The sequence below is a fragment of the Selenomonas sp. GACV-9 genome (genome assembly GCA_900116485.1).
In the GTDB taxonomy this organism is placed as follows: domain Bacteria; phylum Bacillota; class Negativicutes; order Selenomonadales; family Selenomonadaceae; genus Selenomonas_A; species Selenomonas_A ruminantium_G.
In genome coordinates, this window is the sequence record FPAX01000029.1 from 1 (window position 1) to 18,437 (window position 18,437).

22 protein-coding genes are annotated in these 18,437 nt (G+C 52.1%); 12 read left to right on the plus strand and 10 right to left on the minus strand.

What is annotated here, in order from left to right:
- Positions 1–661 precede the first annotated feature (661 nt).
- The 6 genes from BM322_RS12985 to BM322_RS13010 all read right to left on the minus strand — a co-directional run bounded on the left by BM322_RS12985 (position 662) and on the right by BM322_RS13010 (position 6,585).
- Positions 662–1,621 (minus strand): hypothetical protein, encoded by a 960-nt coding sequence (locus tag BM322_RS12985; protein WP_075431151.1) that lies wholly within the window; start codon positions 1,619–1,621, stop codon positions 662–664.
- A gap of 64 nt (positions 1,622–1,685) precedes the next feature.
- Complete coding sequence (locus tag BM322_RS12990) at positions 1,686–1,940, minus strand: hypothetical protein (protein WP_075431152.1); 255 nt, start codon at positions 1,938–1,940, stop codon at positions 1,686–1,688.
- 348 nt (positions 1,941–2,288) lie between these two features.
- Positions 2,289–2,564: a hypothetical protein gene (locus BM322_RS12995; protein WP_033171188.1), complete on the minus strand. Its 276-nt coding sequence runs from the start codon at positions 2,562–2,564 to the stop codon at positions 2,289–2,291.
- A 67-nt stretch (positions 2,565–2,631) separates the two neighbouring features.
- Positions 2,632–3,426, minus strand: a complete 795-nt coding sequence (locus BM322_RS13000; RefSeq protein ID WP_177220913.1) for a ParA family protein — start codon at positions 3,424–3,426, stop codon at positions 2,632–2,634.
- Between the two features lie 1,520 nt (positions 3,427–4,946).
- A complete protein-coding gene (locus tag BM322_RS13005; RefSeq protein WP_075431154.1) occupies positions 4,947–6,137 on the minus strand; it encodes a site-specific integrase in 1,191 nt (396 codons plus the stop codon).
- Positions 6,138–6,150: 13 nt separating this feature from the next.
- Positions 6,151–6,585, minus strand: coding sequence for a helix-turn-helix domain-containing protein (locus BM322_RS13010; protein ID WP_075431155.1), 435 nt, complete (start codon positions 6,583–6,585; stop codon positions 6,151–6,153).
- Positions 6,586–6,787: 202 nt separating this feature from the next.
- On the opposite strand from BM322_RS13010, the gene BM322_RS13015 reads away from it, so the two are divergent.
- From BM322_RS13015 to BM322_RS13065, 11 genes are all read left to right on the plus strand, one after another.
- Positions 6,788–6,997, plus strand: a complete 210-nt coding sequence (locus BM322_RS13015) for a helix-turn-helix domain-containing protein (RefSeq protein ID WP_074515958.1) — start codon at positions 6,788–6,790, stop codon at positions 6,995–6,997.
- 193 nt (positions 6,998–7,190) lie between these two features.
- Positions 7,191–7,658, plus strand: coding sequence for a hypothetical protein (locus BM322_RS13020; RefSeq protein WP_075431156.1), 468 nt, complete (start codon positions 7,191–7,193; stop codon positions 7,656–7,658).
- Positions 7,645–8,136: a hypothetical protein gene (locus tag BM322_RS13025; RefSeq protein WP_075431158.1), complete on the plus strand. Its 492-nt coding sequence runs from the start codon at positions 7,645–7,647 to the stop codon at positions 8,134–8,136. The genes BM322_RS13020 and BM322_RS13025 overlap by 14 nt, the downstream gene beginning before the upstream one ends.
- A gap of 61 nt (positions 8,137–8,197) precedes the next feature.
- Positions 8,198–8,755, plus strand: a complete 558-nt coding sequence (locus tag BM322_RS13030; protein ID WP_075431159.1) for an N-acetylmuramoyl-L-alanine amidase — start codon at positions 8,198–8,200, stop codon at positions 8,753–8,755.
- A 623-nt stretch (positions 8,756–9,378) separates the two neighbouring features.
- Positions 9,379–9,606: a DUF1659 domain-containing protein gene (locus tag BM322_RS13035; RefSeq protein ID WP_075431162.1), complete on the plus strand. Its 228-nt coding sequence runs from the start codon at positions 9,379–9,381 to the stop codon at positions 9,604–9,606.
- Positions 9,607–9,627: 21 nt separating this feature from the next.
- Positions 9,628–9,840: a DUF2922 domain-containing protein gene (locus tag BM322_RS13040; protein ID WP_075431164.1), complete on the plus strand. Its 213-nt coding sequence runs from the start codon at positions 9,628–9,630 to the stop codon at positions 9,838–9,840.
- Positions 9,841–9,851: 11 nt separating this feature from the next.
- The gene (locus BM322_RS13045) at positions 9,852–10,001 is read left to right on the plus strand and encodes a YvrJ family protein (RefSeq protein WP_072022741.1); all 150 of its coding nucleotides are present in this window, start codon (positions 9,852–9,854) and stop codon (positions 9,999–10,001) included.
- Between the two features lie 239 nt (positions 10,002–10,240).
- Positions 10,241–10,642: a helix-turn-helix domain-containing protein gene (locus BM322_RS13050; RefSeq protein ID WP_075431166.1), complete on the plus strand. Its 402-nt coding sequence runs from the start codon at positions 10,241–10,243 to the stop codon at positions 10,640–10,642.
- 248 nt (positions 10,643–10,890) lie between these two features.
- Positions 10,891–11,184: a transposase gene (locus BM322_RS13055; protein ID WP_318254631.1), complete on the plus strand. Its 294-nt coding sequence runs from the start codon at positions 10,891–10,893 to the stop codon at positions 11,182–11,184.
- A 75-nt stretch (positions 11,185–11,259) separates the two neighbouring features.
- Positions 11,260–11,595 carry a transposase gene (locus BM322_RS13060; RefSeq protein ID WP_218154624.1) on the plus strand — a complete coding sequence of 112 codons (336 nt, stop codon included), beginning with the start codon at positions 11,260–11,262 and terminating at the stop codon, positions 11,593–11,595.
- Positions 11,596–11,667: 72 nt separating this feature from the next.
- Complete coding sequence (locus BM322_RS13065; protein ID WP_075431168.1) at positions 11,668–12,210, plus strand: AEC family transporter; 543 nt, start codon at positions 11,668–11,670, stop codon at positions 12,208–12,210.
- 183 nt (positions 12,211–12,393) lie between these two features.
- On the opposite strand, the gene BM322_RS13070 is transcribed toward BM322_RS13065, so the two are convergent.
- From BM322_RS13070 to BM322_RS13085, 4 genes are all read right to left on the minus strand, one after another.
- Positions 12,394–14,100, minus strand: a complete 1,707-nt coding sequence (locus BM322_RS13070) for a methyl-accepting chemotaxis protein (protein ID WP_075431170.1) — start codon at positions 14,098–14,100, stop codon at positions 12,394–12,396.
- A gap of 11 nt (positions 14,101–14,111) precedes the next feature.
- A complete protein-coding gene (locus BM322_RS13075) occupies positions 14,112–15,029 on the minus strand; it encodes a sugar ABC transporter substrate-binding protein (protein ID WP_075431172.1) in 918 nt (305 codons plus the stop codon).
- A gap of 156 nt (positions 15,030–15,185) precedes the next feature.
- The gene (locus BM322_RS13080; protein ID WP_051635346.1) at positions 15,186–15,638 is read right to left on the minus strand and encodes a hypothetical protein; all 453 of its coding nucleotides are present in this window, start codon (positions 15,636–15,638) and stop codon (positions 15,186–15,188) included.
- 88 nt (positions 15,639–15,726) lie between these two features.
- On the minus strand, positions 15,727–16,059 hold the full coding sequence (locus tag BM322_RS13085) for a hypothetical protein (RefSeq protein WP_033171186.1): 333 nt from the start codon (positions 16,057–16,059) through the stop codon (positions 15,727–15,729).
- Positions 16,060–16,367: 308 nt separating this feature from the next.
- Here BM322_RS13085 and BM322_RS13625 point away from each other — a divergent pair, with 308 nt between their 5' ends.
- Positions 16,368–16,535: a hypothetical protein gene (locus BM322_RS13625; protein ID WP_156033533.1), complete on the plus strand. Its 168-nt coding sequence runs from the start codon at positions 16,368–16,370 to the stop codon at positions 16,533–16,535.
- The last annotated feature ends 1,902 nt before the right edge of the window (positions 16,536–18,437 follow it).

The window sequence follows — 18,437 nt, forward strand, 5'->3', positions numbered from 1 at the left end:
GAGCTGCTTATCAGCATCCTTGGGAGCATTCTCGGGACACTGATCTTGCAGATGCTGGGGCTGTAAGTAAGCGCAGCCACTGTGGCACCAGCGAGGCGCGCCAATCATCACGGCACGCAAAAAAGCCCTTGGGTCATCACTCCCAAGGGCTTTTTCAATGGTTGACCTGTGTCAACACCAAATTACTATATTCATTGTAGCATCATCTTGACAATTCGTCAATAAACAGCTACCAGCGCAAAGATTAATCATTCAATGCATGGTCAATCGTCTTCGCAATACTAATACCTAAAACAATACCTTCTACCACAGCAGGAATCGGTAACATAATCATCAATCCTCTCTCTTAATCTTCATCGATAATGCGTTTAGCTACATACAATCCGATACCAATCATTACCGGAATAGGAATCATTTCATCATCTCCTTGCTTAAACAATCCTTGCATCAATTACTCAATAATAACTTAACCAAGCGTTCTGCAATGCTTGGTTTACGCTGGTAGATTATCATCATATAATCACTTCCTTTACACCCTATCACATCTCTTATCCTACCAAATACGGCAAGGGTAATTTAATCGGATAATATTCTCCGTTCTCAAAAATCCCCCCATGCATATACATTTTTTTCCTATCATTCATTACCTGTCCCTCCTTTTTTATAAATAAAACCAAGTTCCCCTTTTCTCGTCCCAACGGATGTCCATATCCAGAATGGAAAAATCTACCTTGTAATAACTGTGAAACTTATACTTCCTATCATACTCATGTTTTTCAATAATACCAGTATCACACAATGCTGCCATTGCTTTCGTAAAACTATTCTTGGATGTAATATCCCGTTCAATAATTGTCTTGGCCTTTATCGAACAGTAATTATAGCTATCGACATGCTGCAGCAAATCCAGCAGCAAGACCAAACCAACTCCATTAGCCACCTTACGTGATTCAGGAACAACTACATCATCTTTGTCCGCATTATTATAACAGACAGAAACAATATAACGGAAAAAATACCTGTCTATCAACACATAATTTTTCCCCTGGGTCACTACCTTAAGCTTAGTTTCATCATCGTTATAGCTATTAGGCCCACACATAGCTAATGCTGCCTGAAAATAGGGACATTTTTTTTCTTTATACCTGGTCAAAGTCTCCCAAGCACTCCGCACCTCATTCCTTGCCCATTCACTCTTTTTTACTTCATCCTTGAAAAACCACTTCGTAAGTTCCAATACCAACGCAGCATTAAATACATTGTCATGTTTGATACCACGAGCATCCTTAAAATCATTAAAGATGTTATCTGGAGTCATAGTAACTGGCTGAAAGCGAAAATAACGGTCACCACGATCGACCAAAATATTATTTTTTTCCAGCCACGCAGCAGCTTTAGAAATTGAAAATGGTAACTTATAATCACGAACAAAGCCAACATCTGAAGTATTTTTTTCCTTTTCAGCCGGTTGGGTCAACAAAGAAAACAAAAAAAACAATGTCTTCTTTGGAACTGCACCTTCACTACCTTTGATATGTGCCTCCAAGATACGTTCAAACAGCGACTTATGAATCAACACATATTTTTCACTGAAAAGGACTGTTTCATTACTTTTTAACATATTATCACTCCTCCGGCTCCTCCAACCTCAATAGGTCCTTCTCGTGAGAGATTTTTATTCTCCTCTACTCACACACTACATTTATGGTACGCATCACATCATGGGCAAAATTCATGCCACTATAACGATCACTTGGTGTCTTTGCCAAAATGAAAGGATAGGGAAGTTCACGAAAATACAATTTATAATGCTTCCCTTTTACATCAACACGAAAACCAAGGTTTACCAACTGGCGACGAAGGGATGAATTCAGCGTACGATAACCTTTGAACAACCGTTTCAATTCTTTCAACAGCATCTTTTTCTCTGCTACACTCATGGAATCTCTCCTTTGCATCATTTCGTTTGCCTTTGTTGCTTAAAGGATAGCATTTCGAATGCGTAAGCGTCAGTTTTACCGCTGTTTTTAGGGATTTTTCCTTCTCTCCGCCTTTTTTTCCCACAAAAACGCCCTTGGGTCATCACTCCCAAGGGCGTTTTCTAATGGCCAACTTAATGTCCACATCTAAATCTATTTTCATTGTAGCATCCTTCTGCCTTATCCGCCAAAAAACAGAAGAATACTATGTACCTATATTTAAATATAAGTACACCATGCTAATCTATACTTTTTCTACACTAAGTAATACTATCTATATGCTTAGCGATACCTATTATATAAAAAGTATTACTTTATGTCCTCAAGTACGTAGCGTTTCTCGCGCACGTAGTCGGCAATAATCATGTTCAGGGCGCTGTTGTTGGACATGCCCAGCGCACGGTTGATTTCCGTAAAGGCCGCATAGGTTTCCGAGTTGACCTTGGCCGAAATCTGCTTGTCTTTGCCACTGGAGGATTTTGTCTGCTCCGTCATCCGCACGACAACCGGCGTTTTTTTCTCGGCTGAGGCGTTCGCCTCCGTCTGCCGTTCCCGTTCTTCGATTTTATCAATCAGTCTTGCCATATCCGTTCTCCTTATATACTAAGTAATACTTTCTATATGCTTGCTAATACTATTTATATAATAAGTATTACTTTTGAATCTTATCTGCAATGTTCTTGTAGACCCCCGATACTTCCGCGCCTTTATTCGCCAGGACTATCGGCAGTCCTTCGATAAGGCGGCGGTTCACTTCGACGGTGTCTTTGACGACGCCGAGCACGTTGTAGTTTTTCTTCAAGAGCTCCAGTACGTCACGATGGTCGTTGGACGAGCCTTTGTAAAGCGTCGCTATGACGCCACGGAACTCCAAGTCGGGGTTGAGAGACCTTGCGCCGTCGCCGGACCTTATGCCCTCGATGGTCTCCATCAATGCCTTGAGGCCGCGATAGGAAAGGTAATCCGTCTTGGATGGCACGATGACTTCATTGGCAGCCGTCAGTGCATTGCGCAGCAGCGTGCCGAGCTGCGGCGGACAGTCAATAAAGCAGTAGTCAAAATATGGCGTCAGCTGCTCCAAGGCCGTATAGAGGCGGACATCCGAGTTACGCGTGCCGATGAGGTTGCCCTCCTTGACCGCCAGTTCCAAATCCGACGGCAGCAGGTACAGATTCTCGAGACCTGTCGCATCGACCGTGAAACAGCACTCCGCCGGATTTACCTGTTTGTGCTTGTCAGTTTCAAACAACGCACAGATGTTGTACTTTTCCATGTTGCCCGTTCCCGGCTCCAGCCCGCAGCTAATCGTCAAAGATGCCTGCGGATCCAGGTCAATCATCAACACCCGATTTTTCTTCGATGCCACCGCCTTGGCCGCCGCCAGATTGTAAGTCGACGTCGTCTTGGCCACGCCGCCTTTTTGGTTTGCTATCGCTATGATTTTCATTCTTCTGCCCCTCATGGTATATGCTAAGTAATACTTTTTATATACTAACTATATCAAATCCGCCTCGGACTGGCAATAGTTGACGAGTCAAAATTGACCGGTCAAAAAAACGGCAGCCCGACTCTACGGACTGCCGTTTCTGCTATAATGAATGTAACCAATTTGTTGCTGGAGGTACCTGTCATGTTGTCTCTTATCGTGGCCATCTTTATGGTCTTCTGTGCCCTTTGCTTTCTCCTCGGTGTCGTCTATGGCCTACTCAAGATAATCTGCCCCGCACTCTTTCGGCTCTACAAAAGCCTGCGTGGCTAGTCTCAAAACTGTACTCATAATTAATTATCGTTACACATTTGAGACGCTACCGCTCGGGCAGACTGCCTCCTAAAGGCGCTGTCTCTAAGCCCGAACCCCTCAGCACTCTTGATGTTTTAGGAATCTAACTGTTGACTTTGCTCGTACCCTATGTTAGGACGGGTGGTGAGTCCTGAGCAGAGGCGCCCCTGCCCTATGAGAGTAGCAGGGGTGAAGTTTGGACGGTATGGAGCCGCCGTCGCTTTCGTTACCCATGAACAACCTTCCCACCGTATGGCGGTAGACCCACGGTCTGCCTTTACATCTAGGCACATCACTTGTGCCGTTGGTTGCCTGCCTCCTGCCAGCCTTGCAGCTGACATCGGGGGATGTTGCCATCCCCGTCCTGCGCTCGTGAGACGCATCACAGTACGGTTTAGCCCCGGACACGAACCCCGGGGCATCAGACGGAGGAATCGCACCCCCGCCGCATCGTGGAAGTAACGCCACCCTCTAACGGCCAGTACACCGGCTGATTAAGCCGTCCGGTTATATTCGCATGATTTGCCGCTCAACATGACCCCTCCGCGGCAGGCTGCCTTCTGATCCGTTATTTCCTGTACCTGTACTCCCCGATACTAAAATTCACGCACGAAAAAAGCACCTGCTCCGCTGGAGCTGGTGCTAAATGTTCCACGACATATCCCGATTATATCGTCAGATACTTGACGATTCAAAATCTATACGATATAATCGGACGTAGAGATGCTTTTGTTCACGGTTGTGTCGTGGAACATTTAGCGGAAGCCTGCGGATTGCCGTCCAAAGGCTTCTTTTTATTTTCTCTATATATTAACGTTTCAATTTTTTACTTAGAAAAAAGCTATCCTGTTATGCACAGGCTTTCTGTCGATAACTCTGTATCTGCAAACTATAATAGCATGATTGCGGCTAATACGTCAACTGTCTGCAAGCGGCAGACATCCCCCGAATAGGTGGCAGGTATAACACTTTTGATGTTGTATAATTCCTGCGTTTACCCGCAATTTTCAAAACACCGTAAGGCTATATACGCCAAAGCCCCGTGATGCTTTTCACGGGGCTTTTCTTGTACGATTTTCCTGCCCGCTCTGCGGGTCGTAAATCGGTATCGACACGACAGTGATATATCACGCTATATCAAGTTATGCCAGATAGGCATCATAAAATTTTTTTTTGATTTTTCACGACTATTTGCTCTCCCGCTCCTGCCGTTTCTCATCCATGTCAATGACATTGCCCATGTCCTCCTGCATCCAGCGCCCGACGGCGGCCTTGGAATCCTCGTTGAGGTGAGTGTAGATGTCCATCGTGACATTTATCGTCGAATGGCCCAGCTGCTCCTGTATGTCCTTGAGGTCGAATTTCTTGCTGTCCTTCATGCGGGAGGCGAGGTCATGCCGCAGCATGTGGAAGGTCGTGCGGATGCCAAGGCGTTTTCTGACCCGCGCATAGTATGACGAGAAATACGCTGGGCTGATGAAGGCTCCCGCCTTACGCGTAAATACTAAATCGGGATGCTCCCAATGCCCCGCCTCCAGCCGCGCGATTCCCTGCCGGTGCCGGTATTCGGAAAGCTCCTGGCATAATGCCCGCGGGATATAGATGCGGCGGCGGCTCTGCTCGGTCTTGGGCTCCGTGAGCATGACTTTGCCGTCGGTATTGACGAGGCCATGATTGACCTCCAGCCAACCCTCTTCAAGGTTGATGTCGCTCCAGTGCAGGGCCAAAAGCTCGCCACGTCTAAGCCCTGTCATGAACTCGGTCAGCAGGATTTGCCGCCAGCAAGGAAACGGCGTCGCCGCCTCCAGCAAAGCGTCCCGCTGTTCCTTGGTAGGCCGCACGAACGGCTTTTTCTGCGGTCGGCGCGGCAGATTGAGGTCATCGGCAATATTGGCAGGAATCAGCTTGAGTTTTGCCGCCCGCCCAAAGGCCATGCGCATGACGACGCGGAAATACCGCGCCCGCTCGTAATGGTCGAAAAACCTGCGGTTGATGATGTTCTGCAGGTCAAATTCCGTCACGAACGCCAGCGGCATCGTGCCGATATACTCCTTGGCCACGCGAATCATAAAGCCGTAGCGCTCCCCGGTCGTCATGCGGATATGGGGCTGCGAATAGGTCGTAAACCACCGGTCCAGCCACTCTCCTGCCGTCAGCTGGTCGGCAAGCAGGGCCGTCGTATTCATATACCTCTCCTTGAGAGCCGCAAGGTTTTTCAGCGCCTCTTTCTGCGTAAGGCTGCTTTTCGTGCGCCGCACCGGGCGGCCCGTCCGGCCATCAAAACCTACCGTCAACTGCGCAATCCAGCGGTCACGCTTTTTGTCCTTATAGATTGACCCTTCCCGCGGCCCGCGGCGGGTTTTCTTCCTCCGTCCCATGCCAGTCCCCCCTTCATTCCGCTTCTTTCTTCATACTCACGAGCACCAGCTCCACGGCCTTGCGCTGTTCGGGGGTAAGGATAGCCAATTGATCCATAACCCTGTGATTGATGGTATCGCGGTTCACGCCTAAAAGATAATCCACCGTCACATCGAAAAAGGCCGCAATATGTGGCAGCCGCTCGATGCTCGGGAACGACCGCCCCTGCTCCCAATTGGAATAGGTGCGGACAGGAACGTCCATAATGGCCGCCATTTCCTGCTGCGTCAGATTTACCTCCTTCCGCAGCATCTTGAGACGATTCGGAAACACGTTATCCGCCCCGTCTTTCGCTCTCTGTATGGCCAGCCCCTCGAACCTTTCCCGCAGGTCGGGGCGCAGTATTTCGACATCTTTTGTCTCTTGACCGGTCAAATTTGACTGGTCAATTGTTTTGTCGTCCTTCATGTCATCCAAACCACCTTTCAGCCCTATTGTACCACAAATGCACCATAACATGCGTTATAAAACAATTATATGCCGTATTTTCTGACAGTTATAGACATTAAAATTACATAGTAGTATAATTAAAACGTCGAACAAATACAGAACACTATGCAATACGACTGCAAAAAAGGAACGTGAAACAGTCACAGCGAGGTAAATGCCTATGGACAATCAAGAAAAAATCCTGCTCACTATCCACGAATTTTCCCACATGACCGGCATTGGCGAAAAGACGGCCCGCCGCCTCTCCCATGTCCGTGGTTTCCCCGCCCTGCGCGTCGGACGGCGCATCATGATACACCGCACCGCCGCCGACAAATGGCTGGCCGAATGCGCCATCCATCAGGACAACTGCCTGCCCTCCCTGCATTAACAAAAGGAGTTGACGATATGGGGAAAACGGACTACGCACACTACCACGGACGCACCGCATTAGATTGTCAGATGCTCGAAATCTACCGCTTGGCGAGGATACCAATCGGCATCGATGCTTCGCGCATGCTGGCATTAGTCAACGGCAAACCTATTGCCAAAGTCGTTCCCGCCAACGAGGAAGGAGACTGTGTATGGATAGCATCGTCGTCACTATTGACTACCCGCAGGCTGTTCACATCGGACAAAGCCTTTCTCTCAGCCTTATCACGGGGCACGCGGCTATCTGCCCCGAAAAAGACATTGCTGACCGTTGGCAAGCCTTACTGACCCGACCCCGCCCCTTGACCCTGCCGCTCTGTCTCCGGCAGGAGGCGGGCGGCTTTACGGCTCATGACGTGCTTGCGATCGTCATGGCCATACAAAAATACGGTAATCCTGCCTGCGCCAAACTATGGGGACAGGTCTACACTTACCTGACGTGTATTGCCGCCGCGAAAGTGCCAGCATCCTGCATCGACCTTGGCACAATTCGCGGGCGTCGGGCGTTTATGACCTACATGGATGGCCACGACCACGCCTGCGGCATCCGCCGCCCGTCCCAGCCTATGGCGCATAACACCTATCTACTACAAGGAGGAATCCGCTATGCTTTCGCGTAAGGCGCAAAAACTCTATGACGCCATTACCGCCCGCGGCGGCGGCATCGTGGACGAATACCTCATCCGCGACATGACCGGCCTTTCCCATGGCAGCATCGTCGCCGCCCGCCACGAGCTTATCGACGCAGGGCTTTTGACCCTATCCAAGACCTGCCGCAAGATGGTTTACCATTTGACCGGTCAACTGACCCGTCAAAAAAGCGAACCTGCGCCGCGCCCTGCCACTATCCCTGTCGCTCCCGCTGCGCCCCAGCCAGCTGACGGCGACCTCTACACCTTTTCTACCATGCCGCATATCACCGGCACATACTGCGATTTCGACGAATGGACGGATGCGCTGATGGACGCCCTTGGCGACTGCCTCGACATCAGCGAAAGCCTTGTCGAAGAGGGGACGTATACCGTCTACGCCCAAGACTACGACCAGGAGGACACCTATCATACCGAAGAAACCGAAGACGGCTTTGTCGTAAACTAACCCGCCCGCGCAGACCATCTGGCCTGCGCTTTTTCTATACTCTGCCCAAAAGGAGGAAACTATGCGAGTATTCCTAAATCCCGGTCATGCCCTCGGCGGCAATCCCGACCCCGGCTGCGTCAATTCCCGCTACCACCTGCGCGAATGCGACCTTGCCATTACCTACGGCAGCCTCTGCGGCAAATATCTCGAAGCCGCGGGTTGGGAAGTAAAGCTGCTGCAAAGTCACAACCTCTACGGCGAAGCGCCCGGCTATCCCTGCGTCGTGGACGCCGCCAACCGCTGGCCCGCCGACCTCTTCCTATCCATCCACGTCAATGCGGGCGGCGGCAGAGGTGCCGAAACCTACTGCTATAACTTCGGCGGCAGCGGCGAAAAGCTCGCCCACTGCATCCAGCGCCAGCTCGTAGAAAGTCTCGCGCCCATCGACGGCGGCTACGCCGATCGCGGCGTCAAGGCGCATCCAAGTTTCTGCGTCCTGCGTAATACCACCATGCCCGCTGTCCTCGTGGAGACAGGCTTCATCGATAGCGACGACATCGGCCTCCTTACCCAGCACGGCGACGAAATCGCACGGGCGCTGGCGCGCGGCGTCACGGACTACGAGCAACAGCAATAAAGAAAGCCCCTGCTGCCCGAAACGGCAGCAGGGGCTATTTTTCCCACGAAAAAAGCTGTGGTTGTTCAGGCCACAGCTCCGGTGCATTTGGAATCTCGCAAACTCCATTAGCTTGCTTTTATTATACCTCGGATTTACGCTTGCCGTCAATTCATGCTATACTAATACGCGGTGCGGAACCTCCGGCTAGAGGGAGGTGTTACATTTGGACCAAAATCTCGCAAACTTCATGGTTTCTGTTTTTGCAGGCATAGTCAGCCACTACATCTGCAAATGGCTTGACAGATAACCAACGCACCACGTAAAAGCCGCGCCGCAGGACTGTTCACCCTACGGCAGAAAGGACTGCTGCTCATGCGGCAGTCCCTTTTCTTATTCAGCAAAAAATAAAAAAACTTGCTATTGACCGGTCAACTCGGTATTATGACGGTAGATAAGAACTACCTTTCCCATATTCCCATAAAAACCCCACATACGGAATGATGACGACCCTTCTGCTGCTCCGGTATCTGGCGCTTGGCGCTTGATATATAGGGGATTTTCCCCATAGGTCGTCATTCCGCAGCAAAGCCGCACGGCATGACGATCGTGCGGCTTTGTTGCGTTTTGAAGGAGGTTTTATCATGGAGACAAGAAAAGAAGACCAGACCTGTTCGCTGAAACTCAAATTCATCAAAGGGCAGAATGCGGCCGGCAAGGAAGTTTATGCTTTGGTGACGTTCCCGCATGTAAATCCCGAGGTCGCAGATAGCGATGTTTACGAGGTGGCAGCCCTTCTGGGTCGGCTGCAGGAGCGTACCATCAGCGCGATTGTCCGCGAGGACAGCGCATCCTTGATTGCAGTTGGCTGAGCGTAAAGGAGGTATATCATCATGAAGAAAACACTTATTATGCGATTCAACCGTTCCGATGGCAGAACGTCGGAGCTGGTTATTACCAATCCGCGTGAGGACATCACGCTGGAGGAAATCCGTGCTTTGGTAAATAAAATCGTGACCACGAAGTTTTTCATCGTCAACGGTGCGCAGCTGGTTTCCCTGAAGATGGCCTTCATCCGCACGGTTGATGATGCGGCGCTTGTATGATGGATGCAGCCATGGAACAAACCATTCTTACCGCCATATCCGCCGTCGGCTTTCCCATCGTCGTGACGTTCTACCTCTTAACGCGGTTCCAGCGTTCGATGGACAAGTTCACCGAGCAAATCGGTGAGCTTGTCAAGGAGCTGCAGTTGCAGCGCCGCTGACATGGTATAATAAGGTGTATCGCCCTTCCAATTCGCGCGATACAGCAACATATCGAGGCCGCCGCGCCCCATGTCGGCGGCCTTATCTATTTGACCCGTCAATTTTGACCGGTCAGATTGACGCCTCAAAACCGTACCGATATTTTATTATTGGTACGGTTTTTCTTGTTTTTTGACGGTCAATATGGTATATTATAAGTGTAACGATAATTAATTATAAGTACACAAGGAGGGTCGTCATGGAAAAGGTAGTAAACAGCGAGTGGGCTGCATCCGAACTGGATCGGCTGCGGCAGGAAAACGACGCGCTCAGACAAGAGCTTGCCAACCTAAAAGGGAAGTCATCCGTGTGGCAAGAAGAACGCCAACGGTTACACGCCGAAAATAAGGAGCTTCGGGCAGAGCTGCAGAAAAAGACCCAGTTCATCCTCAAAGACCAGCAGGAGCGCAACAAGGCCGAATATGACGAGGCTATTCGCCGGGCCGCCTTTGCAAAACGCGGCCCGAAGACCAATGTGAACCTGCATAAGGACATCCTGTTTCGCCGCGATCAGGGCATGTCTATCCGCAAGATTGCCAAGGTACTCGGATGCAGCCCATCCACCGTGCAGCTTGTACTGAAAAAGCGTAACGATAATTAAATATAAGTACAAAAAAGGGGCTGTTGCACGTAATCAACGTGCAGCAGCTCCTTTTCGCATGCAAAAAAACAATCCCGGGGCTTGAATGCCTCGGGATTAAGTGTAGAATTTAGGTATGCACAAACTAAATTCACAGAAAGATTATACGTCTTTCGGAGGGAGTTATCAAGTATCCCTTCCTTTTAATCTTGAATTTCAGATTGGCAAAAGATGACCCCGTCCGCCTGCTTCGCTACTGTATTGGAGGTATGGATATAACATCACTGGAGAAGACCTATCAACGGATAGATCGTAATCTGACGACGCCAAGGCAGATGCTGGCCATCCTTGTTTATGCGGGAATGAACCATATCTTCAGCTCACGCAGGATTGAGTGCGCCTGCCAAAGGGACATAAATTTCATGTACCTGCTGGAAGGCAAGCCGGCCCCCGACCATGCTACTATCTCAAGATTTCGTTCCAAGCATCTGGCACTATGCATCAAGGAACTGTTTGCTCAGATGGATTTCCTGCTTGAAGATTTTGGTGTCATTTTGAAGTAGTACACTTTTAGTTGACAGATATAAAACAAGCATTCAGTATATATGATGCTGAATAGAAAAGGATGGTAAGTACAAATGTCAACTGGAAGAACATACACTCACGACTACAAAGTACAGGCAATCAAATTAGCTTATGAGATAGGTCAAAGCAAAGCTGCCAAAGAACTAGGCATCTCTTCGAATACCGTCAGCACCTGGGTTAGGAATGCTCGTATTGGCAAGATTGACATCGGGGATGATGTAAAATTAGATAAACCTCTGTCTGCCAGCGAAAGGTTGGCTATTCTGGAAAAAGAGAATAAAGCCCTAAAAAAGAAAATTGCAGACCTAGAAGAAAAAAATGAATTTCTTGAAGAAGCTTCCGCTTTTTTTGCCGCCAGCCGTCAGAAGTACGCAAAAAAGAAAGGATGAACTTCCTGGCTCAAAAGCTATCTGACGGCACGAGCAAATGAAGTTGTCAATAATAGTTGACAACTTCATATCATGCTGGTGCTCCTGGTCTTTCCCATGGCCCAGTATTTCTATTTGAAACAAAATCGGCTGCCCATCCGTCAGGGGAGCCGTCTGCACAGCTTCACGAAGATGTTCTTTTCCTGGAACCAGCTGTCCCTCTTGGGCATGGTGCTGGGCCTGTCCCTGCAGGGGCTGGGGGTGGAGCGTCCGGCAGAGCTGGCTCCCTTCTTCCAGAGCCTGGTGCATATCGGTGCCTGGACAGCCATGCTGCCAGTGGGTTTCCTCATGGACTTCGGACGGGCGAAGCATTACCTCAAATACACCCTTGACCTCTGCGCCATCAGGTTTTTCCTAGTGCCGGCCTTTGTCTTTTTCTCCAGCCGGCTGGTGTTCCAGGATCCAGTGCTGCTGAATACCTTCGTCATTCTCGCCACTACGCCTACTGCCATTAATGCGGTGCTGGCCTCGAAGCTATATCAGCTGAGGACGGATCTGGCGGTGTGCTCCTTTATTCTCACCACGTTTTTGTATCTGGTAGTGGTGTTCCCCCTGCTGTTTTTCCTGCTCAAATAAAATGAAAACTGCCCTCGCGCTGAGGGCAGTTTTTTATAAGGCCATTGTTCCAGTTTTGCCGAAGGAAAAACTTCCTCTTGGCCTTTTAACGAGGTGGGAGATATTAACTCGCCGCCTGTTAGTAAGTTACCGCCTCCACTTATAGAAGTGGGGGACATCTTGCACTCGTTATATGGGGGATTTTCAGACCTTGAACTTTGCCACCTGCTTCTTGAGGTTTTCGGCGCCCTGCTGGGAGATGTTGATCTTCTGCAGGATGTCGTTGGCCTTATCTGCCACCAGGGCGATTTTTTCTGCCACGCTGGTGTTGCCTATGGCTCCCTCGTGGGTGGCCTTGGAGATTTCCTCCAGGGCGTTGTTCATGGTATCTATGGACTCGGCCAGTTCCCTGGAGGTAGTGTTGCTCTTCTGGGCGAAGCCCCTGAGGTAGTCGGCATCTTCACGATATTGGGCGGCTGTCTCGTTGATGAGTTCGTAGTCTTTGCTGACTTTCTCTTCCATGAACTTCAGCAGGCTGAAAGCGCCGCTGGAAAGGTCCTGCACGGAGCCGATGACCTTGTTGGTGAGGCTCTGGATGTTTTCGGCTGTGTCGTGGGACTGCTCGGCCAGTTTCCTCACCTCGTCTGCCACTACGGCAAAGCCACGGCCATGCTCGCCGGCCCGGGCGGCCTCGATGGCGGCGTTCAGGGCCAGCAGGTTGGTCTGCTCGGCAATCTGGGTGATTTCTCCTGTGAGGCTGTTGATCTGTTCCACCACCTTGGCGGATTCGATGGCTTCTTCCACGGCGGTTTTGGTGGTATTGTAGACCCCCTCCGCTTCTTTGTAGGACTGGGCCATGGTGGACTGGAGGCGGCCAGCCCGCTCTGCCACTTGTCCTGTGTAGTTTTCGCTTTCTTCGGCCCCTTTTGCATTCTCATGGATTTTTTTCACTACCCTGTCGCTGAGGGTTTGGAGATTCATGGTGGAGGCGGCAGTTTCTTCCATGCCGGCGGACATTTCCTCCGTGACTGCGGACATATCCTGGGTGCTGTCGTTGAGGTCGCCTACCAGATGCTGGACTTCCTGCACCATATCGGCGCTCTTGTCTGCCTCGCCCCGCACTTCCCGCAGCACATTCCTGAGGGAGGCCTGCATTTTTTCCAAAGCCTGTACCATGCTGCCCACTTCGTCCTGGCGCTGGCTGAGCTCCGGGGGGATTTCCTGGGTGAGGTCGCCGTCAGCTACGGCATTGAGCTGTTGGACGGAGGTTCCCAGAGGTCCGGCGATGTTCTGGGCGATGTAGGTGGCGGCAGCGATGCCCACGATAAGGCCCAGCAGGATGATGCCTGCGAAAATCTTGATGGTGCGGTCGTAGGTGGCAGTATTGTCCTCGAAGAGCAGCTTGCCCTGCAGCACGTTGTCGGGGGTCAGCACTGCCAGATTGGAGCTGATGGCGCTGACGCCCGAGAGCTCATCCAAGAGCTTGCCCCGGTCTTCCTGGCTCATGCCAAGGGCTTCGGCAGCCTTGACCTTGGACTGGAAGTCGGAGAGGTTCCCTTCCAGGGCTGCGATGGTTTCCTGGGCCCGCTGGCTGCGGTCGATTTCCTTGACCTTATGCACATCATCTTCAATGATCTTCAGCTTGTCGGAGATATCCTTCAGGATGATCTTGCGGTTTTCCACGGTGAAATTCTGCTGCTGCACATAGGAGACATGGGAGATGATGGTCTGCAGCTGGGTATTGGCATCATTGAGATACTGGGTGGTCATGAGGTTGTAGTTGTACATGTCATCAATGGACTGCTTGGCCTGGGAGGTAGCAAAGATGCCTACGGCAGCTACGATGCAGGTGATGAAAAGCATGATGGCGGCCAGCAGGAGAATCTTTATCCTGACGTTTAAATGATTCATGATGACCCTCCTTATCTGAACTGGGAAATGTTATCCCTGGTGATTTCCGTAAAGGGCACCTTCACGTCATCGGTGGGGGCGGTGCCACTCAGGGACTTCTGCAGGAGGCCTGCGATGGCTTCGGCGGTCTTGTCTGCGTCCTGCTTGACAGTCTGGCTCATATCGCCGGCGGCAACTGCCTTGAGGGCATCGTCCACGGCATCGACGCCGGAGATGAGGACGCCGGACTTGCCGGCAGCCTTCAGGGCGTGCAGGGCGCCCAGGGCCATGTTGTCATTGCCGCACACGACAGCATCTATCTGGGGATAGATCTGCAGCCAGAGGGTCATGTCCTTCAGCCCCTCGGCCTCGCTCCAGTTGGCATCGGCCTTGGCCAGCAGCTGGATGTCTGGGCGCTTGTCCAGGCAGGCTGCCTTGAACCCTTCCCAACGGGCTATGGCGCCGCTCTGGCGGCTTTCGCCCATCAGATAGACAACCTTCGCGCCCTGAGGCAGGTGCTTGGCCATATACTCGCCCTGGAGCCTGCCGGCCTGGGCTTCATCGGAAGCTACGTTGGCAAAGGTACCGCCGTTCAGGTCGCGGTTGGTGGCGATGACAGGGATGCCCGCTTCATTGGCCTTTTCCACGGCGGGGATCACGGCATTGCCGTCCACTGCCAGCAGCACGATGGCGGCAGGCTTTTCTTCAATGGCTGTCTTCAGCTGGTCAATCTGCAGGTTGGGGTCGCCGTTGGCATTGAGGAATTCCACCTCTGCTCCCTGCATGCGGGACTTCACTCCTTCGTACAAGAGCCCCGTAAAGCCTGTGGCATCGGCGTGGGCGACAAAGTAAACCTTCTGCCCCGCGCCACCCTGGGAGCCGCACCCCGGCAGGGTCAAAAGGGCCAGCATACCGCAGGCTGCGGCAGCTGCCTTGAACATCTTCTTCATGGAGAGACACCTCTTTCCTTATGAGTACCGCAATCCAGCTCTTTTGAGCATAACGATAATTATACGATGTCATTATTCTGCATGAGGGTGATGGTTTCCTTTTGTCAAATGAAAAAGATGTGAAAATATAGCCTCCCCGGCAAGGGGAGGCTGGAATCAGTGGCCCAGGGTCATCTCGATCTTCTGGACTGCCGCTGCTTTTTCTCGCATGGCAGCAGAGCTCAGGTGCTGCCAGATGCGGTGGACTTTTTCTGTGTATTCTTTTGGGGAAATGTGGTTTTCCTTCTGTTTTTCTATGTAAGTTTTGATGGTGCAGTGGAACTGCTCATTCAGCTGTACCTGCCTGAGGGACAGCAGCACCTGCAGGTTGCTGTCCACCAGATAGAGATGCAGGGTCTTGTCCTGCAGGATCTCTTCTGTGGGCCATTCCTCCGGTTTCAGCAGGGCAAGGCCTAAGGGGGCGTCTCCCCAGCCTTCCTTGAAGATGCCGTCTATCTGGTACAGGAAGAACAGCACCCCGTCCTCCTCATAAAGGGCCAGCTCCATCTTCCCCGTGCGGAAGGCCTCCCAGGCAATGACATCAGTGCGGGAGAGTTTCAATATGAACATGAGGCCGTTCACATCGGCCTGGAAAAGTCCTCCGGAGACTGCTGCTGCAGTCTCTTTTTTCGTACCAAGCCATTTTTGTGAAAGTGTATCATTCTTTTTTCCTCTGACTAAGCCAGTGCGACACAACTATCGACAGTAGTAATGAAACTGTTGTCAAAAAGACTGGATGACTTGTTCCCCAAAGCTCAATGTTCCCATAAGCAACGTACATCATACCTCTCCAATCCCCTACTAACATAACAATCTGTGCCCATTTACTACTAATGACAATAGATGCAAGTACATTGAGAGCTGCTAAGTCAAATTGATGCGTGCTTGCCCAGCGATTCATTTCTTCATGCAGTTTTCTTATTCTGCCAGCCATACTATCGGCTCCTTTTTTGGTATTTCGGAATAACGATTCCATTTTTATCATTACCATACAAAAATCTCATTATTCCGTTTCTGGATAAAATATAACAACAAGCACCTTTCAATTTTCCGATGTGGCGAGCTGGATGTGAGCCTTCCCCTGCGCATGGAGGCGCGGTGTCTATTGACGACGTGGACGCGGCAGCGTCCACCCAAGGAAACGGACACCCGTGGCCATCGTCAGTCCGCCCCTGCCCTGCAATCGTGGCACGCATGGCGAGCCGCACTTACGGCGTCTGGGGCATCGAGGGATGCCGGTGGCATTCCGAGAGGACAGCCTGTCCACCCGAGCACTATGACGCTTTTGACTGTTCAGCGTTGATTGGTCAACCTTCGGGCAGGAGCCGGCATCAGCCGACCGCAGCGGAGGGAAGTTCATGCCGTGTCCTGCTCGCGGCAGTCGTGGCGAGTCTGCCTCATGATGATCCGTCGCAGTCTATGGCCATGCGCCGCCAGATGGGGCGGGCTCACGGACGAGCCCGCTGACGGGAGCTGGACGCGGCCACCTGTGGGAGGTTCTCGAAAGCGGATTCTTTTCGATAACCGTGTCTATCGGAAGTGTGAGGGGCAGCCCGTAGGGTGCTCACTTCCGATAGACGTAAGGCGGTTATCGGAAGGAATCCAAGACGGGATGCCGTGCGTGAGCCGCGACGGAATCCGCAGGGGAGCTGGAGCCGTCCGACGGCACGCACTCCCATTCGTGCCACGATGATGACGCGTCAAGTTGACCGGTCAAAATCCTGCCGACGGACGGCGGCTGACCGAGGACTGAGGCGCGGCGGGGGCACTCCCAGCACGCCGTACCGAGCAGCACCGCACGACGGGAGCGCAGCGGACGTGGTGCGCCAGCGCAGTATGAGGGCCGCGAAAGAATATACTGGCCGCGAGGTTGCTGTGACGCTGCCGCCAAAAGTAGGAGCATGCAGACACTTCCGGCGGCACATGGCAACGTCGCGGCCAGCCTCTCTTGGGGAGTTTGCAGGGCTGGGAGGGTGGGCGCGCCGTAGTAAGGGATGCCCCGATGTAGACTGCCGTAAGGAGACGCCCGCCCGGCGGTGTTCCTGCTTTGGTGGACGCTGACGCTTCTGTCTATCTTTGACCACCGTTGGCTGCAGCGTCCACGTCGCAGAGAAACACCGCTCCCCGCCCTTTTGCCGCTCCCCATAAGTAGCTTTGACCGGTCAGTCCTGCCCCTCGTTACTGGTTCGGGTGTCCTTCCTTTGGTGGACGGCCTAGCTGCCGTCCACGTCGTCAGCGGACACCTGGCGGGACGTGCTGGCGCACCTCCCGCATCGCACATCGCGGCATCCGCAGGCCGTGCCGTTGTCGTTCATCCGTGATAACCCTAGGGGAGGCACTGAGGGCAGGGGGCCGTCTCTGCACGTGGACGCATCCGCGTCCACTCTCCGCCCCCTTTCCCCCTACGGCCCCGACCAGCGGGGCCTACCCCCTTTCCCCCGTTTTCCTGCCCTGCGGTTCTGTGGCTCCTCGGGCAGGAATGGGGATATTGTGCCGCGGATAGGGGGACAGGGGGCTTGGCAGCCCTCCCTGCGGTCGGGACGACTACGGCGTCCAGCGAGAGCGGTGCGGGATAGCTCGCGCCGCCGTACCCCCTGCCCTCAGTGCCTCGATGTTACCTCATGGGCTAGTCGTTGCCTGCTCGTCGATACTTCCCACCAGCAGGCGTCCAATCGCTCGGGTGGACGGCACGCCGTCCACTTCGCGCTAGACGCTTTCCGTTCCTCTCGATAAGGGCGCGACAGAGCCAGGCGGCTGACTGCGTTTGGCGTTCGGGATTCAGTTCTCCTGCCTATGCGGGCGCTCCAGTCGTCGCGCTATTCCCGCACAGGTAGGAGCCCTTCATCCACTCAGCCGCACTCCGCATCTGCCCGGCACTGCCGCGCCATACAATCTCCCCATGGTCACGGGTGTCCATGTCCTTTGGTGGACGCCTCCGCGTCCACGTCGGACAGCGACACCGCGCATCCCTGCGCGGGAAGGCTCGCATCCGGCTCGCCACGATTATCGGAAACGCCTCTTCGTTCCCCTCTCAAAAGTGTAACGATAATTAAATACAAATACACTATGATATTGACCGGTCAATTCTTGCGTCAAATAACGCAGCTGATATATCCTTCAAAGCATATACTAAGTAATACTTTTTATATACTTAGTATACAAAAATCCCACATAATCCCGAATCTATGCTATACTAAAAAGGCCACAGCCCTCATCAAGCTAATCCGGCAAGGGAGGGAGGTTGACCAACGTGTTTACACCAAATTTACTGCTTGAGCTGCTTATCAGCATCCTTGGGAGCATTCTCGGGACACTGATCTTGCAGATGCTGGGGCTGTAAGTAAGCGCAGCCACTGTGGCACCAGCGAG

Coding starts and splice junctions, on each gene's coding strand:
- BM322_RS12985 (WP_075431151.1), bottom strand. CDS start 1,621: ATGTTAAAAAGTAATGAAACAGTCCTTTTCAGTGAAAAATATGTGTTG.
- BM322_RS12990 (WP_075431152.1), bottom strand. CDS start 1,940: ATGAGTGTAGCAGAGAAAAAGATGCTGTTGAAAGAATTGAAACGGTTG.
- BM322_RS12995 (WP_033171188.1), bottom strand. CDS start 2,564: ATGGCAAGACTGATTGATAAAATCGAAGAACGGGAACGGCAGACGGAG.
- BM322_RS13000 (WP_177220913.1), bottom strand. CDS start 3,426: ATGAAAATCATAGCGATAGCAAACCAAAAAGGCGGCGTGGCCAAGACG.
- BM322_RS13005 (WP_075431154.1), bottom strand. CDS start 6,137: ATGGGACGGAGGAAGAAAACCCGCCGCGGGCCGCGGGAAGGGTCAATC.
- BM322_RS13010 (WP_075431155.1), bottom strand. CDS start 6,585: ATGAAGGACGACAAAACAATTGACCAGTCAAATTTGACCGGTCAAGAG.
- BM322_RS13015 (WP_074515958.1), top strand. CDS start 6,788: ATGGACAATCAAGAAAAAATCCTGCTCACTATCCACGAATTTTCCCAC.
- BM322_RS13020 (WP_075431156.1), top strand. CDS start 7,191: ATGGATAGCATCGTCGTCACTATTGACTACCCGCAGGCTGTTCACATC.
- BM322_RS13025 (WP_075431158.1), top strand. CDS start 7,645: ATGCTTTCGCGTAAGGCGCAAAAACTCTATGACGCCATTACCGCCCGC.
- BM322_RS13030 (WP_075431159.1), top strand. CDS start 8,198: ATGCGAGTATTCCTAAATCCCGGTCATGCCCTCGGCGGCAATCCCGAC.
- BM322_RS13035 (WP_075431162.1), top strand. CDS start 9,379: ATGGAGACAAGAAAAGAAGACCAGACCTGTTCGCTGAAACTCAAATTC.
- BM322_RS13040 (WP_075431164.1), top strand. CDS start 9,628: ATGAAGAAAACACTTATTATGCGATTCAACCGTTCCGATGGCAGAACG.
- BM322_RS13045 (WP_072022741.1), top strand. CDS start 9,852: ATGGAACAAACCATTCTTACCGCCATATCCGCCGTCGGCTTTCCCATC.
- BM322_RS13050 (WP_075431166.1), top strand. CDS start 10,241: ATGGAAAAGGTAGTAAACAGCGAGTGGGCTGCATCCGAACTGGATCGG.
- BM322_RS13055 (WP_318254631.1), top strand. CDS start 10,891: ATGGATATAACATCACTGGAGAAGACCTATCAACGGATAGATCGTAAT.
- BM322_RS13060 (WP_218154624.1), top strand. CDS start 11,260: ATGTCAACTGGAAGAACATACACTCACGACTACAAAGTACAGGCAATC.
- BM322_RS13065 (WP_075431168.1), top strand. CDS start 11,668: ATGCTGGTGCTCCTGGTCTTTCCCATGGCCCAGTATTTCTATTTGAAA.
- BM322_RS13070 (WP_075431170.1), bottom strand. CDS start 14,100: ATGAATCATTTAAACGTCAGGATAAAGATTCTCCTGCTGGCCGCCATC.
- BM322_RS13075 (WP_075431172.1), bottom strand. CDS start 15,029: ATGAAGAAGATGTTCAAGGCAGCTGCCGCAGCCTGCGGTATGCTGGCC.
- BM322_RS13080 (WP_051635346.1), bottom strand. CDS start 15,638: ATGTTCATATTGAAACTCTCCCGCACTGATGTCATTGCCTGGGAGGCC.
- BM322_RS13085 (WP_033171186.1), bottom strand. CDS start 16,059: ATGGTAATGATAAAAATGGAATCGTTATTCCGAAATACCAAAAAAGGA.